12 protein-coding genes are annotated in these 16,090 nt (G+C 64.6%); 1 reads left to right on the forward strand and 11 read right to left on the reverse strand.

Features of this window, described 5'->3' with window-relative positions:
• Nucleotides 1-199 precede the first annotated feature (199 nt).
• The 3 genes from QCE88_RS09960 to QCE88_RS09970 all read right to left on the reverse strand — a co-directional run bounded on the left by QCE88_RS09960 (nt 200) and on the right by QCE88_RS09970 (nt 3,607).
• On the reverse strand, nt 200-2,428 hold the full coding sequence (locus QCE88_RS09960; RefSeq protein ID WP_309901434.1) for an ATP-dependent DNA helicase: 2,229 nt from the start codon (nt 2,426-2,428) through the stop codon (nt 200-202).
• An 88-nt stretch (nt 2,429-2,516) separates the two neighbouring features.
• Nucleotides 2,517-2,702 carry a DUF465 domain-containing protein gene (locus QCE88_RS09965; protein ID WP_309903488.1) on the reverse strand — a complete coding sequence of 62 codons (186 nt, stop codon included), beginning with the start codon at nt 2,700-2,702 and terminating at the stop codon, nt 2,517-2,519.
• Between the two features lie 101 nt (nt 2,703-2,803).
• Entirely contained in the window at nt 2,804-3,607 is an 804-nt protein-coding gene (locus QCE88_RS09970) for a colicin transporter (protein ID WP_309901437.1), read from the reverse strand.
• 319 nt (nt 3,608-3,926) lie between these two features.
• Here QCE88_RS09970 and QCE88_RS09975 point away from each other — a divergent pair, with 319 nt between their 5' ends.
• On the forward strand, nt 3,927-6,266 hold the full coding sequence (locus QCE88_RS09975) for a Tex family protein (protein ID WP_309901439.1): 2,340 nt from the start codon (nt 3,927-3,929) through the stop codon (nt 6,264-6,266).
• Nucleotides 6,267-6,326: 60 nt separating this feature from the next.
• Here QCE88_RS09975 and QCE88_RS09980 read toward each other — a convergent pair whose 3' ends face one another.
• From QCE88_RS09980 to hflK, 8 genes are all read right to left on the reverse strand, one after another.
• Nucleotides 6,327-7,706: a DUF3472 domain-containing protein gene (locus QCE88_RS09980; protein WP_309901441.1), complete on the reverse strand. Its 1,380-nt coding sequence runs from the start codon at nt 7,704-7,706 to the stop codon at nt 6,327-6,329.
• A gap of 172 nt (nt 7,707-7,878) precedes the next feature.
• A complete protein-coding gene (locus tag QCE88_RS09985; protein ID WP_309901443.1) occupies nt 7,879-9,771 on the reverse strand; it encodes a potassium transporter Kup in 1,893 nt (630 codons plus the stop codon).
• 269 nt (nt 9,772-10,040) lie between these two features.
• Nucleotides 10,041-10,601 carry a phosphoribosyltransferase gene (locus tag QCE88_RS09990; RefSeq protein ID WP_309901444.1) on the reverse strand — a complete coding sequence of 187 codons (561 nt, stop codon included), beginning with the start codon at nt 10,599-10,601 and terminating at the stop codon, nt 10,041-10,043.
• 106 nt (nt 10,602-10,707) lie between these two features.
• Complete coding sequence (locus QCE88_RS09995) at nt 10,708-12,054, reverse strand: adenylosuccinate synthase (protein WP_309901446.1); 1,347 nt, start codon at nt 12,052-12,054, stop codon at nt 10,708-10,710.
• A gap of 166 nt (nt 12,055-12,220) precedes the next feature.
• Nucleotides 12,221-13,372, reverse strand: a complete 1,152-nt coding sequence (locus QCE88_RS10000) for an ATP phosphoribosyltransferase regulatory subunit (protein ID WP_309901448.1) — start codon at nt 13,370-13,372, stop codon at nt 12,221-12,223.
• A gap of 120 nt (nt 13,373-13,492) precedes the next feature.
• On the reverse strand, nt 13,493-13,684 hold the full coding sequence (locus QCE88_RS10005) for a DUF2065 domain-containing protein (RefSeq protein ID WP_309811530.1): 192 nt from the start codon (nt 13,682-13,684) through the stop codon (nt 13,493-13,495).
• Nucleotides 13,685-13,738: 54 nt separating this feature from the next.
• Nucleotides 13,739-14,641, reverse strand: coding sequence for a protease modulator HflC (hflC, locus tag QCE88_RS10010; RefSeq protein ID WP_309901450.1), 903 nt, complete (start codon nt 14,639-14,641; stop codon nt 13,739-13,741).
• An 11-nt stretch (nt 14,642-14,652) separates the two neighbouring features.
• On the reverse strand, nt 14,653-16,047 hold the full coding sequence (gene hflK, locus QCE88_RS10015) for an FtsH protease activity modulator HflK (RefSeq protein WP_309901452.1): 1,395 nt from the start codon (nt 16,045-16,047) through the stop codon (nt 14,653-14,655).
• Nucleotides 16,048-16,090 lie beyond the last annotated feature (43 nt).

Raw genomic sequence — 16,090 nt, forward strand, 5'->3', positions numbered from 1 at the left:
CGCACGCTATGCCAGATTCCCGCAGAGAATGCCTTGGCCAACGAGGTCTGCCAAGAACAAAAAATGGCTCGTTCGGAAAGAGCGAATTGAATGATCGGGAACCTGCGTTTCGCGAAACAAACGCGGCACGGAATGAAGATCATCACCGGCACCGTTTCCCGGCGTGAGCACAATCGCCGGAAGACTGCCATTCGAGACGCTACTCAGCCAGTTCCGTCTTCCACTTCGCCGCATCGCTGAAGAATTCACGCACCACGTCCAGTTCACGCGTGCGCTTGAACGGCGGCAGGCTTTGCCAGATGCGCCGGCCATAAGGCTTCTCGACAAGACGCGTGTCGCAGATCATCAGCACGCCGCGGTCCGTCTCCGCGCGAATCAGCCGCCCGGCGCCCTGCTTGAGCGTGATGACCGCCTGCGGCAGCTGATGCACGGCAAACGGACTCAAGCCCTTCTTCGAGAGCGCATCCAGACGGGCCGCGAGCACAGGATCATCGGGCGGCGCGAACGGCAGCTTGTCGATGACCACCAGCGACAGCGCGTCGCCGCGCACGTCCACGCCTTCCCAGAAGCTCTGGCTGCCGACCAGGATGGCATTGCCGTACGCGCGAAAACGGTCGAGCAACTCGGTTCGGCTGGCATCGCCCTGCACGAGCAGCGGATTGTCCCAGCCACGGCGCTCGATCACCTCACGCAGCCGCGTGGCGATGCGGTCGACCGCGCGCAGCGTCGTACACAGCACGAACGCGCCGCCGCCCGCCGCCTCGATCACCGGCAGCGCGGCTTCGAACACGGCATCGGTGAACTGCGGCGAGGACGGCTGCGGTAGATTGCGCGGCACGTATAACAGCCCTTGCGACGGATAGTCGAACGGGCTCGGCAGGGTCATCGAACGGCGCGAGTTGAGGCCCATCTGCGCCGCGTAATGCGTGAAGTCGCCGCGCACCGAGAGCGTCGCCGACGTGAAGATCCACGCGCGCGGCACGCCCGCGCGCTGCTTGGCGAAGATCGGCGCAACCGACAACGGCGTCTCGTGCAGCTGCACCGTGTGCGAGAACACTTCGATCCAGCGCACCATCTCGTTCGGCTCTTCCTTCGCGGCTTCGGCGGCGGTCTGTTCGTCCGCGACGACCGCGCGTTCGAGCGACGTCGGCGGCGTGGTCCAGCCGGACAGCAGGTCCTGCAGCTCGCGCGCGCGACGCACCAGCGCCTGCAGCGATTCGGCGCGCTCCGCGTGCGCCGACAACGCCGCCGCCAGCGAGGCGAGATGCGTCTCGAGCGTGTCGAGCGCGTCGAACAGCGGATGGCTATCGGGCAACTGGCCGAGCGACAAACGCACCGAATCTTCCTTGAACACCAGCCGCAGATCGCGCGCGGCGCGTTCGAGCGCGGCGCCGAGCTTCGTCCAGTCGGCGGCATCGCGCGCATGCGACAGGCCTTCGGCGACCGTATCGCGCGCGAGTTCGAGCAGCTGCGTAGTCGACAGCGTGTCGCCGAAGAACAGCGTGGCTGTTTCCGGCAACTGATGCGCCTCGTCGAAGATGATGGTGTTGGCCATCGGCAGGAGTTCGGCCATGCCGGTGTCGCGCAGCATCACGTCCGCGAAGAACAGATGGTGATTCACCACGACGATGTCCGCCTGCTGCGCTTCCTTGCGCGCCTGCATGACGAAACATTCCTTGTAGTGCGGACAGTCCTGGCCGAGACAGTTGTCGCGCGTGGAGGTCACCATCGGCCAGACCGGCGAATTCTCGGGCACGCTCGCGAGCTCGGCCTTGTCGCCGGTGCGCGTGATCTTCGCAAAGCGCACGATCTCCTGCAAATGCGACGTGTCCTGGCGCGTCGGCAGACGGCCGTTGTCGGCCGTGCGCTCGAGATAGTAATGGCACAGGTAGTTTGCGCGCCCCTTCAGCATCGCCACTGAAACCGGCACCGCCAGCGCATCGCGCACGGTGGGGATGTCGCGCTGGAACAGCTGGTCCTGCAAGTGCTTCGTGCCGGTCGAGACGATCACCTTGCCGCCCCACAGCATGGCCGGCACGAGATACGCATAGGTCTTGCCCGTGCCCGTCCCGGCTTCGACGATCAGCGTGTTCTCGCCGCCGTCGATGGCCGTCTTCGCCGTGGCGATGCCGAGGTCTTCCGCGGGCGGCGCGTCGGGATCATGCGGCTTGTCCGACGGTCCGAGCTTGCGCGCGGGGCGGCGCTGCGCCTCGAACATCGCGGGCTCGGGCATTGCGCGGCCGGAGGCCTCCATGGCGGACGCGACCGAGCGCGCCATTTCGATCTGCGAGGCGCGCGGCCGATAACCGTCGATGGCGCGCGCAAGCAGTCCCTGCGCCGCGAAGATGGCGTCGAGTTCGACGGCGCGCTTGTCGGTGAGCGCGTGCGGCGCGGGGACGTCGTCGCGAGAGGGTGTGGGTGCGTTCAAGGCGTGCTCAATCCTGCGGGGGTACCGGCGGCGGCTGCGAAGGGCGCCGCCGGCATGCACTGGCACGCGCCGCCGGCGGCGCGCGGCGTCAGTGCGCGTCCGGGTCCAGCTGCAATTGCAGCAGGAGTATGGTGTCCTTCACCTTGAGCTTGCGCTTTTTCAAGCGTCTCAACTCGAGGTCTTCGATGCCCGACATCTTGTCGATCAGAATGTCCAGGCTGTGATGCTCGTCCTGCAACTGCGCGATGCGATCGCGCAGCAATGCGGCATCCATGGTGGGTTGTCGGGGTGCGTTCAAGCGCTGCTGCATGCTCGCCTCCTTTCATCCGCTCTTTCATCTGCTTCGCGTGTGCCCGCAACGCGGACACGAACGCGCTACTTGCCTTGCTGCTGCTGTTGCTGCTGCAGTTGCTGCTGGCGCTGCTGTTCTTCAGCGGCCTGCTGCGCCTTCTCTTGCTGCTTCCTCGCGGCTTCCTTCTGACGCGCCTCGACTTCTGCGCGATGCTGCGCGGCTTCCTGCTGCTTCTGCTCGTAACGCTGCGCCTTCAGATCCCGGTCCTGCGCGTCCTGCACACCGCGTGCGCGCGCATCGCTGAGTTGCTTCTGATAGTCCGCCTGCTTGCGATCGTACGCCGCCTGGTTGGCCGCGCGCTGCGGCGCCTCGGCCTGGCGCTGGGCCGCAGCCAGTGCGTTCTGACGCTGCTTCTCGTCGAACGACTGCTGACTCGTGCGTTCATTGGCCGCGCGCTGCGGCGCTTGCGCGTCGTATTGTGCCTGCTTGATCGCCGTCTGCTGGTCGCGCTGACGGGCGCGCTCGGTGCGCTGTTCATCGTCGAGCGCGAGCTGGTCCTGACGGATCTGCTGGCGCGCTTCGCGCATCTCGTTGCGCGCGTTATCGAGACAATGATTGACGAAGAAGTTGCTGTAGCAGTCGTGCCGCTTCACGCCATAGCGATAGTCGTTCGCCTCGGTGCGCTTGTTCAGCGCTTGCTGCCGTTGCGTGAATTGAGCCTTGAGCGCGGCGTCGGGATCTTGCGTGACGCTGGAAGAGGCGTCGTCGAGCGGACGGGTGCTGACTGCGCTGTCGGCGGCAATGGGCTTCGGCGTCTGCGCATCCGCATGATGCGGCACGAAAGCGGCGACCAGCACGGCTGCGGTGAAGAACCTGGCGAACGTCATGGCCGACGCGACGCGTGCGCATTCAGCTGCGCCGGCGTGGCCTGCAGCCGGGCCAGAATGGGCGGCGCGTAAAAAGCGGAATATGGGCAAAGGAATGAACGGCAACGTGATCAGGAATCAGGTGCGAAGCGGCTTGGGCGATGCCCAAATTCTATCACCGCACGCCGGAAGGCTTCGCCATTTATGGCAAAATGCCCCGCTCCAGCAACCCGGTCCGAACCGGCTCGTCACGCGGTCACGCGCCCGCCGCGCCTCGCTCACAGCAGGCCCGTGCGTGCGGCGCGATGCCCGCCGGCAGGCCTGAGAACAGCGCAGACACATGACGGAAACCGTAGCACTCAAGATCGTACAGCGCATCGCCGCCGAACTCACCGTGCAGCCGCGCCAGGTCGCCGCTGCCGTGCAGCTTCTCGACGAAGGCTCGACTGTCCCGTTCATCGCCCGGTATCGCAAGGAAGTGACCGGCAATCTCGACGATACGCACCTGCGCACGCTCGAAGAACGCCTGATCTACCTGCGCGAACTCGAAGAGCGCCGCGCCACGATCCTGTCGAGCATCGACGAGCAAGGCAAGCTCAGCGACGAACTGCGCGGCGCCATCGAAGGCGCGGACAGCAAGCAGGTGCTCGAAGATCTCTACCTGCCCTACAAGCCCAAGCGCCGCACGCGCGCGCAGATTGCCCGCGAAGCCGGTCTCGAACCGCTCGCGCAGGCCCTGCTCGCCGACCCGACGCTCGACCCGCAAGCCGAAGCCGCGAAGTTCGTCGATGCGGAAAAAGGCGTCGCCGACACGAAGGCCGCGCTCGACGGTGCACGCGACATTCTCTCGGAACAGTTCGGCGAGACGGCCGGCGTGCTTGGCAAGCTGCGCGAGCATCTGTTCAGCCAGGGGCTCTTGATGTCGAGCGTCGTCGACGGCAAGCAGAACGAGGAAGGCGAGAAGTTCCGCGACTACTACGACTACAGCGAGACGGTCCGCACCGTGCCGTCGCACCGTGCGCTCGCGCTGTTTCGCGGCCGGAATGCGGGCGTGCTGAGCGTCAAGCTCGGCCTCGGCGAGGAACTCGACGCGCAGGTTCCGCATCCTTGCGAAGCGATGATCGCGCAGCAGGTGGGCATCGCCAATCGCGGCCGCGCCGCCGACAAATGGCTCTCGGACGTCTGTCGCTGGTGCTGGCGCGTGAAGGTGCAGCCGCACATCGAAACCGAGTTGCTCACGCAACTGCGCGAGCAGGCCGAGCACGAAGCCATCCGCGTGTTCGCGCGCAACCTCAAGGATCTGCTCCTGGCCGCGCCGGCGGGCCCGAAAGCCGTGATCGGTCTCGATCCGGGCCTGCGCACCGGCGTGAAAGTGGCGGTCGTGGATCGCACCGGCAAGCTGCTCGCCACCGACACCATCTATCCGCACGAGCCGCGCCGCGACTGGGACGGCTCGCTCGCGAAGCTTGCCCGCATCGCGCAGGCGACGCAGGCCGAACTGGTGTCGATCGGCAACGGCACGGCCTCGCGCGAAACCGACAAGCTTGCAAGCGAACTGATCGCGAAGCATCCGGAATTCAAGTTGCAGAAGATCGTGGTGTCGGAGGCGGGCGCGTCGGTGTATTCGGCGTCGGAACTCGCAGCAAAGGAATTCCCGGAGCTGGATGTCTCGTTGCGCGGCGCGGTGTCCATCGCGCGCCGTCTGCAGGATCCGCTCGCGGAACTCGTCAAGATCGAGCCGAAGGCGATCGGCGTCGGCCAGTATCAGCATGACGTCAACCAGCGCGAACTCGCGCGCTCGCTCGATGCCGTTGTCGAAGACTGCGTGAACGCCGTCGGCGTCGATGCGAACACGGCCTCCGTCGCCCTGCTCGCCCGCGTGTCGGGACTCAATGCGACGCTCGCGCGCAATATCGTCGAGTTTCGCGACGCCAACGGGCCGTTCCCTTCGCGCGAGCATCTGAAAAAGGTGCCGCGCCTTGGCGACAAGACCTTCGAACAGGCCGCGGGCTTCCTGCGCATCAACAACGGTGAGAACCCGCTGGACCGTTCGTCGGTGCACCCGGAAGCGTATCCGGTCGTCGAACGCATGCTCGCGAAGATCAGGAAGCAACTCGGCGATGTGCTCGGCAAGCGCGAGGCCTTGACGGGCTTGTCGCCGGCCGAGTTCGTCGACGAGCGCTTCGGCCTGCCCACCGTGCGCGACATCCTCGCCGAACTCGAGAAGCCCGGCCGCGATCCGCGCCCCGAGTTCAAGACGGCGACCTTCAAGGACGGCGTCGAGAAAATCTCTGATCTCGTGCCGGGCATGATCCTCGAAGGCGTCGTGACGAACGTGGCGGCGTTTGGCGCGTTCGTCGATATCGGCGTGCATCAGGATGGCCTCGTGCACGTGTCGTCGATGTCCACCAAGTTCATCAAGGACCCGCACGAAGTCGTGAAGGCCGGTCAGGTCGTCAAGGTGAAAGTGCTCGAGACGGATGTGAAGCGCCAGCGCATTGCACTGACGATGCGTCTCGACGACGACTTCCCGTCGGCATCGGCCGGCAGCGGCGCCAACGCGCAGTCGCGCGGCGGACAGGATCGTCAGGACCGGCGTTCAGGCCAGCGTCCGCAGCAGCGTCGCGAGCCGGAAGCGTCGGGCGCCATGGCCGCGGCGTTCGCGAAGCTGAAACGCTGACGTATGCGGCGCCGCTGAGCCAAACAGGGTGAGGCGGCGTTTGCACCCGACGCAGTTGCGTCAGGCGTGATAGCCGAGAAATTCCCAGTCGTTGTTGTCGGTAGGCGTGGTCGGGAAATACCAGTACTGGGACGGTGCGCCGGTCTTCAGGCGAAAATACAGGGTGCCGTCCTGGAACACACTCCCGAGCCTGCCGACACGATTGTTTTCACCCCACTGATGCACCACCATCGGAGGGATGGGTTCGTCCTTGCGCGGATGCCGGCCCACATAAGTCCAGTCATCGTTGCTCGTCTTGTCGACTGGAAAATATCCGGCGCTGGTTCTCTTGAGTTTGAAGTATTCCGTGTCGCCGGTGTAGGGATTCTCGTAGACAAAGAAATCTCCAACCGATACGTACGACGCGCCCCGCTCCTCCCATTGCCTCAACGGCTGATTTCTGAAGTACAGGTCATTGATCACCGGCGTGCCCCTGCCCAGCGGTTGCCAATACGCGTTGGCCTTGCCCGTGGTCGGGAAGGAGCCGTAGGTGCCGTCCTTGAGTGCGCGATAGACCTGCGGACGGTCCGCCGCTGGATCAGTCGCGAACATCATTCCGGCTCGTGCGGTGCTGTTGTACTTCCCGTACTGTTGAACGCCGCGATACGCGTTGCCTGTCGCCGTCACCACGCCCGTCGAATTCACCGACGACGACGAGCCATACTCGGCCGGCGTCATGCCGCTCAGGGGATAAGGTGAATTGCATACGTCGGGATCGCCGTATGCCGTTCCGTTCATTGCCGCGAGTGCGGTCGCCCGCCCGAAGTCTCCGCGCGGAGGCGCATACGTGGCGTTCGCGGCCCGCAAGGTCTGACATTCATAAGGTCCCCAGAAATATTCCAGGAACAGGCCGTTATCCGTTTTCAGCCCACTGTCATCTGGAAGCTGTATTTCCCCAAGGATGTCTTCCGTACCCGTGGTCAGGTCGGCCAGCGTAATTTGCCACTCGTTATCCGCATGCCGGGGACTGCGTTCCACACGGAACCGATATTGATGACCGACCTTCCAGTCGTACGGACCCTTGATGCTGCTGCACGGGCCGCCTTCGTTGCAGGACACCGCGGGAAGCGTGTTCCCTGTTGCACCGGCGCCGCTCCAGATCGACACGATCGCCAGCTTCGTCCCATCGGTCCGCTGTAGCCCGAGATAGCCACTGTAGCGGTCGAAATTGACGTACTGCGCCCAGTACACGGATGAGGGTGCATAGCCCGGCTGCACATACTTTTCTCCGGGATCGATATCCACACGGAGAAAATAATCCCTGACGTCAGGACTCGCCGCCGCAAGCGTCCAGCCACCAGACGGTGTGATGGCCAGCGCCGACGGCACGACGCCGCCCGCGACGAGCGCCAGCGCCAGCGTTGCTGTACAGCACTTCTTCTTGAATTTGAGATTTGACATGACGCCCTCTTCTTGCGGTCGACGGTTGACCGGGTGGAGAAGACGCCATCGTATTGGCGAAAATTCTGGCTTTGATTGGGAAAAATCTTAAATCTGCCGCGTCCATCTCACTCGCATTTGAATGAGCGAGATAGACGACATCGCGCTCATCGTCGATACCGATGAGCGACCCTCAAATCTCGATCTTCGTGCCCAGTTCCACGACGCGGTTCGCCGGAATGCTGAAGAAATCAGTGGGCTTCGCGGCGTTCTGATGCATCCACGCGAACACCCGCTCGCGCCACACCGACATGCCCGGCAGTTCCGTCGGCACCACGGTTTCACGCGCCATGAAGAACGACGTGTCCATCAGTTCGAAGATCATCGCGTGCGTGCGCGTGATCTGCTCGAGTACCGCCTTGACGTCGGGCGTCTCGTTGAAGCCATACGCCGCCTTCACGAGAAACAATCCGCCGCCGATGTCCTTCACTTCGAGCCGGTGCGCGTCGTCCACATAGGGAATGTCGCGCGTCTGGAAATTCATGAAGAGCGTGCGCTCGTGCAGCACCTTGTTGTGCTTCAGGTTGTGCAGCAGGCTCACGGGCACCAGCGAGTCGCTGCCGGTGAGATAGATGGCCGTGCCCGAGACGCGATGCGGCGGATGCGCGAGCAATCCTTGCAGGAATGGCATCAGCGGGATACCGTCGGCGGCCGTACGGTCCTTGACGATCATGCGGCCCTTGTACCAGGTCATCAGCAGGAAGAACAGCGCTCCGCCGATGCACAGCGGCAGCCAGCCGCCCTGCTCGATCTTCAACAGGCTGGCACCGAAGAAGCCAATATCGATGGCGAGGAACACCGCGATCATCGCGCCCACCAGCCAGCGGTTCCAGCCCCACAGATTCACCATCACGACCGACACGAGGATGGTGGTGGTCAGCATGGTCGCGGTGACGGCGAGACCGTAGGCCGCCGCCAGATTCTCCGAACTCTTGAAGCCGACCACGATGCACAGGATGATGAACAGCAGCATCCAGTTCACGAGCGGGATATAGATCTGCCCGATCGCCAGTTCGGACGTATGCAGGATTTTCATGCGCGGCACGTAGCCCAGCTGGATGGCCTGGCTCGTCAGCGAATACGCGCCCGAGATGACCGCCTGCGAAGCGATCACGGTCGCAACCGTGGAGAGGATCACGAGCGGCAGCAGCGCCCAGTCGGGCGCGAGCAGGAAGAACGGGCTTTCGATGGCCTTCGGGTCATGCATCAGCAACGCGCCCTGGCCGAAGTAGTTGAGCAGCAGCGACGGCATCACGAGCGTGTACCAGCCGCAGCGGATCGGCTTCGCGCCGAAGTGGCCCATGTCGGCATAGAGGGCTTCCGCGCCGGTCAGCACGAGCACCACCGAACCCAGGACGATGTACGCCTGCAGCACGTGCTGCGCCATGAAGGAAAAGGCGTAATAGGGATTCATCGCGGCGATGATGCGCGGTTCCTTCACGATGTGCGCCGCGCCCAGCACGGCGAGCGTGACGAACCACACGAGCATGATCGGGCCGAACAGCCTGCCGACCACCGCCGTGCCGTGCCGCTGGATCCAGAACAGCGCGATCAGGATGACGATGGTGATGGGCAGCACGTAAGGCGTCAGCTTGGGTGCGGCGATTTCGAGGCCTTCGACCGCGGAGATCACCGACATGGCCGGCGTGATGACGGCGTCGCCGTAGAACATGCACGCGCCGAAGATGCCGAGCATCATCAGCACGCCCGAGATCTTGCCGGATTCCTTCACGCTGCGCAGCGCGAGCGTGGTCATGGCGAACACGCCGCCTTCGCCGTTGTTGTCGGCGCGCATGACGAACAGCACGTATTTGACGGCCACCACCATGATGATGGCCCAGAACAGCAGGGAGATGACACCGAGAATGGACGCCTCGGACAGGCCGATGCCGTGTGACGGGCTGAACGCTTCTTTCAGTGAATACAGCGGACTCGTGCCGATGTCGCCGAAGACGATGCCAATGGCCGCGACCGTAAGCGAGGGCAATGACTGTTTATGCTCGTGCGCGTGAGTCGTTGTGGTCATAAAAGCGGGATATCCGTCCAGGGCGGAAAAAACGAACGCCATTCTATCGAACGCGGCATGCCGGAGCACCTTTCTTGAGCGCTGCGATCGCGCCGTCGCAGACGTGAGTGAGAGTTTAGCATCGTGCCCCGTACGCGTTGGCGCGGGCGCGCGTCACCTTTCGTGACGCCTGCGTGTCCGGCCCAGACGGCCAAACGCCGTTGCATCCGGCATCGAGCCCGGACGAACGGCGTTGTTTCATGCCTGCGCGACCATCAATGCGCTGAAGATCATTCGCGCCCGTTTTGCAGCCCGCGCTTGATCCACGCACCCAGGTTGTGCGGACGCACCGTGTCCCATTCCTCGAACGGTTGATGAATCCACGGATTCGTTTCGAGAAACTGCACGTGATAGTCGGGCTTCACCTTCGAGCACGCCTTGTACCAGAGCACCGCCGAGCGCACCGCCGTGATGTCCGGATAGCGCTCCTTCAGATGCTCCTGCACGCGCGCCAGCGTGACGCCCGAGTCCACCAGGTCGTCGACCAGCAGCACGTTGCCGGAGAGGTCGCCGCGCGTCATCGTGATGTACTGCGCGATGTCGAGCGCGCCCTGCTCGGTGCCAGCGGCCTCGCGGTACGAACTCGTCGCGAGAATGGCCAGCGGCAGGTCATAGATGCGCGAGAGCTGGTCGCCGACGCGCAAGCCTCCGCGCGCGAGGCACAGGATCTTGTCGAACTTCCAGCCCGACTCGTGCACCTTCAGCGCGAGCAGTTCGATCAGCCGGTGGTATTCGTCCCAGCCGACCCAGAGGTTCTTCTCGTCGTTGCGCGGATCCGTCATCGCGATCATGGTGAGGCTCTTTCAGTTCGTTCCAAGTGTTATATGCGAAATGTGGCCGCAGAGGCGGCCACATTCTTTACAGCGTCCGTTCAGGCAACCCGGGCTCGCGTGGAGCTCAGACCTTGAACGGGTGACGCAGCAGGATGGTTTCGTCGCGATCCGGACCGGTCGAGACCATGTCGATCGGCACGCCCGCCACTTCCTGCACGCGCGTCAGATACTGGCGTGCGTTGTCCGGCAGGCTGTCCCATTGCGTGATGCCGATGGTGCTTTCCTTCCAGCCGCCAAAGGTTTCGTACACCGGCTCGCAGCGCGCCACTTCCGAAGCGCCGCGCGGCAGGATGTCGACCTGCTTGCCGTCGAGCATATAGCCGGTGCAGAGCTTCACTTCATCGAGGCCGTCCAGCACGTCGAGCTTGGTGATGCACAGGCCCGAGATGCCGTTGATCTGGATGGAACGGCGCAGCGCTGCCGCGTCCAGCCAGCCGGTGCGGCGCGGACGGCCCGTGACGGAGCCGAATTCCTTGCCGACCGTGGCGAGCGTCAGGCCGACCTGTTCCTGACGCGCGGCGTTGTCGGCGTCGTACAGTTCGCTCGGGAACGGGCCCGAACCGACGCGCGTGCAATACGCCTTCGTGATGCCCAGGATGTAGTTCAGGCGTTGCGGACCGATGCCCGCGCCCGCTGTGGCCGCGCCCGCAACGCAGTTGCTCGACGTGACGTACGGATAGGTGCCATGGTCGATGTCGAGCAGCGTACCTTGCGCGCCTTCGAACAACAGGTTGCGGCCGGCGTGGTTCTCATCGTAGAGACGACGGGAGACGTCGGTGACCATCGGCGCGAGACGGTCGGCGTAGCCGAGCATGGTCTCGAGGGTCTCCTGGAAGTCGACGGCCTTCGCGCCGAGATACTGCGTCAGCACGAAGTTGTGGAAGTCGAGTGCTTCGCGCAGACGCTCTTCGAACACGGTGCGGTCGAACAGGTCCTGCACGCGCAGGCCGCGGCGCGCGACCTTGTCTTCGTAGGCCGGGCCGATGCCGCGACCGGTCGTGCCGATCTTGCTGGCGCCGCGCTTGGCTTCGCGCGCCTGGTCGATGGCGACGTGATACGGGAGAACGAGCGTGGCGGCTTCGGAAATGAACAGACGCTTCGACACGTCGATGCCGGCGGCTTCCAGTTCGTCGATTTCCTTGAACAGCGCTTCCGGCGACAACACGACGCCATTGCCGATGTAGCAGGCCGTGCCCGCGCGCATGATGCCCGAAGGAATGAGGCGCAAGATGGTTTTCTTGCCGCCGATGATGAGCGTGTGGCCGGCGTTGTGACCGCCCTGGAAGCGGACGACGCCCTGGGCGTGGTCCGTCAGCCAGTCGACGATCTTGCCCTTGCCCTCATCACCCCACTGGGTGCCCACCACGACGACGTTGCGCCCCGGGTTCACATTCACTGCACTGGCAGACATGTTGATTCGTTAGCTGGTTAAAAACGCATTTTACCTATGTTCGCGAAAGGTTCCGAGTTTTTCGGGATGCGATTCGCGATTCCTGCGCGTGCGCGCGATTGGAATGTGCTACCAAAAACCCTTGCCGATCAAGCGATTGTATTCACCGCTGGACCCAGGCAAGCGTTCAGGACCGCGCTTCTACCGTCCACGCGCCGTTCCGCTCGACCAGCACGCGGTCGAAGGCGAATTCGTCCAGATCGTGTTCATGGCCGGGCAGCGCCTGGATCACCACCTCGCCCGCGTCACGCAGCGCGGCGATGGCCACGCGCAGCGGTTCGTCGTGCTTCCACGGCGCCAGGATCGCGCTGCCGCGTGCATCGACGGGCGAAATGCGCGCCACTTCGCGCAGGTCGAGCGAGAAACCCGTCGCGGGCCGCGCACGGCCGTACGCGAGGCCCACATCGTCATATCGTCCGCCGCGCGCAACCGCGTTCGGCACGCCATCCACATACGCCGAGAACATCACGCCGCTGTGGTACGCGTAACCGCGCAGGTCGGCGAGATCGATCATCAACTCGGCGCCTTCCACCTGGCTCGCGAGGAATGCGAGGTCGTCGAGGGCGCGCGAGATCACCGGCAGGTTCGGCAGGCGGCCGCGCGCGATCTGCAGCACCGACGCATCGCCGTACAGCGAAGGCAGCGCCCGCAGCGCGTCGCGCGGCACCTGACCGAGATGCGCGGTGAGTTCGTTCAGGCGCGGCACGTCCTTGCTCGCCAGCGCGTCATAGAGCGCCTCGCCGAGCGACACCGCGGCCGGTTCCAGTTCCAGCAGCGCCGCCAGCACGCCCGCGTGGCACAAGTCCAGCCGCACCTTGCGCAGTCCGGCCAGATGCAGCGAATCGAGCATCAGCTGCTGGATTTCGAGATCCGCTTCCAGTCCGGCGTGGCCATAGATTTCCGCGCCGATCTGGATCTGCTCGCGGGTCGCGTGCAGGCCGCGCGGACGCGTGTGCAGCACGACGCCGGCGTAGCAGAGACGCGTGACGCCCTGCCGGTTCAGCAAATGCGCGTCGATGCGCGACACCTGCGGCGTGATGTCCGCGCGCAGGCCGAGCGTGCGCCCGGACAATTGATCGACGAGCTTGAAGGTGCGCAGATTCAGGTCGCTGCCGCCGCTCGTCAGCAGCGATTCGATGTATTCGAGCATCGGCGGCATGACGAGCTCGTAACCGTACGAGCGGAACCGGTCGAGCAGACGGCGGCGCAGCTCTTCGATCTTGCGGGCTTCCGACGGCAGGACGTCGGCAATATTCTCGGGAAGCAACCAGGTGGACATCGATACGTTTCCTACGGGACGCAAGCTGTCGCGCTCAGTGCGCGGGCTCGCGGACAACAACGGTCAGGGACGAAGGATCAAGGACAAGATAGGTCAAAAGTCGGCGTGACGCCGCGTGCTTCACGTCGCGATCAGCAGCAGGATGAGCCCGAGCACCATCGCGATCAGCCCGCCGATGCGGATGTGATTCACCGGCCGCTCCGCAATGCGGCGAAACGTGTCGCGCCAGGCGGTCGGGAACACGAAGGGAAACATGCCTTCGATGATGAGCATCAGCGCAACAGCGAGCAGTAACGTCTCGGCCATGTCCAGGAAATCGAAGATGCGGCGCGACCGCGGATAACCGGTCGCGCCGCGCGGGCAGGATCAGCGCTTCGCCGTGGCGGGCGCGGACGTATCCGGGAGGCCGCCGGTCGGGCTCTTCATGAAGCGGAAGAAGTCGCTGCTCGGGTCGACGATCATCACGTCGCCCGGCTTGAACGTCTTCTTGTACGCTTCGAGGCTCTGATAGAACTGGTAGAACTGCGGATCGCGTCCATAGGCGTCGGCCGCGATGCCCGCCGCCTTGCTGTCTCCTTCGCCCTTGATCGCCTGCGACTGGCTGTAGGCGTCGGCGAGAATCTGCTGCTGTTCGCGCTCCGCGTCCGCCTTGATCTTGTCAGCATCCGCCGTGCCCTTCGCGCGCTCGTTCGCTGCCGCCTGCTGGCGCGCCGCGATCATGCGCTTGTAGACCGAGTCCGCCACCGTCGACGGGAAGTCGATGCGCGTCATCTGCAGATCCACGAGTTGCACACCGAACGCCGCAGCCGCGGCTTCCACGCTCTTTTGCGCGTCGCTCGCAAGGGCTTGCTGGTTGCCCAGCGCGTCGGTGAGCGAGCGCTTCGCGAAGCCGCTTGCGAGCGCCGTGCGGGCCAGCGCGGTGATGCGCTCCTGCGCCGTCTGCGTGTTCTTCTCGTTGCTTTCGAAGAGCTTCAGCGGATCGGCGACGCGGTACTTGACCACCGTGTTCACCATCACTTCGTTCTTGTCAGCGGTCGTGAAACGGTCCGCGCCGGATTCGTCGATGGTGAGCGTGCGCGTGTCGATCAGCGTGAGGGTCTGGAACGGCGGCGGCAGCTTGAAGTGCAGGCCCGGGCCCGCGACGCGCGGATTGCCTTCGCCATGCGCGGCAACGACGCCGGCATGTCGTTCGTCGACGGTAAAAATCATCGACGAGCCGATGAACAGCACGATGACGACCGCGACCACGAGCGCAATGATTCGGTTCATGTGTGCGCTCCTTACTGCAGGTCTTCGGAACGGCTGCGCGAGCGGAACGCGTCGCGCGAACGCAGCGGGTCGCTCGCGCTTGCGCCGCTGGCCGCACTGGCAGCACTCGCCGCGCTCGCGGGCGCGGCAACGGCCGGCGCCGATGCGGGCGCCGCGCTCTGGGCGCGTGCCTGCTGTCCGTCGGCCGCAGCCGGCGCAGCCGGCGCGCTGGCCCCATCGGCCGCGTCCTTCGCCTGCTGACGATTCGCTTCAACCAGCTTGTCGAGCGGCAGATACACCACGTTGTTGCCTGCCTTGCTGTCTACGAAAACCTTCGTGGTGCGCGAATAGATCTGCTGCATCGTGTCCAGGTACATGCGTTGGCGGATGACCGCGGGCGCCTTCGAATATTCGGCGTAGACCTCCTTGAAGCGCTCGGCGTCACCCTGGGCCTGCGTGACTTCGCGATTGCTGTAGGCGGTGGCTTCGTCGACCATCTTCGCCGCGTCGGCCTTCGCGCGCGGCAGGAGTTGATCGGCATAGGCTTGCGCGGTGTCGCGCGCGCGTTCGTTGTCCTGGCGCACGCGCGACGCTTCCTCGAACGCCGACTGCACCTGCTGCGGCACCTGCACGCTCTGCACCGCGACGCCCGTGACCTGAAGGCCGGTGCGGTAGGCGTCGAGCGAACGCTGGATGGCGTCCATCAGACGCGTGCGCAATGCCTCGCGATCCTTGTAGAGCATGTCGTCGGTGCTGAGGCCGCCGGCGATCTCGCGAATCGCCGCCTGCGCGGCCTGCACGACGCTCTGGTCGGGATCGAGATTTCGGTAAAGGAAGTCGGTGGCCGAGCGGATCTGGTACTGCACGGCAAAGCGCACGTCGACGATGTCCGCGTCGCGGGTCAGCAGCGAGGCATCGCGCACGTTGCCCTGCGACAGCGCGGTGCCGCGGCCCACTTCGACCGAGCGGATCTGCGAGGTATCGACGATTTCGTTCGACTGGAACGGATACGGCAGGCGCCAGTGGATGCCCTGCTGAACCGTCTGGCGATACTGGCCGAACTGCGACACGACGCCGACATGACCGTCCTGCACGACGAACACGCCGCTGCCGAGATAGATGGCGATCAGCACGCCGATGACGATGCCCAGCCCGATCTTGCCGCCGCGGCCGTTCTCGCGCGGCGCACCACCGTTGCCATTGCCGGGCTTGCGGCCGAACAGGCCAGCCAGGCGCCGGTTGAAGTCGCGCCACATTTCGTCGAGATCGGGCGGACCGTCGTCCTTGCCGTTCGGACGCTTGCCGTCCTGCGGACGCTTTGTGTCGTTCTTCACGCCATTGCCGTCGCCCCGCCCCCAGCGCGGATCGTTGATCGAAAAGACGGCAGGGTTGCCTTGCCGGTTAGTCCGCTCGTTGTAGTCGTTCACTCAGTGATTCACCATTAGACAGCCGGGTCGATTCCGGGCCGGT

The sequence above is a fragment of the Caballeronia sp. LZ035 genome (genome assembly GCF_031451175.1).
Taxonomy (GTDB): domain Bacteria; phylum Pseudomonadota; class Gammaproteobacteria; order Burkholderiales; family Burkholderiaceae; genus Caballeronia.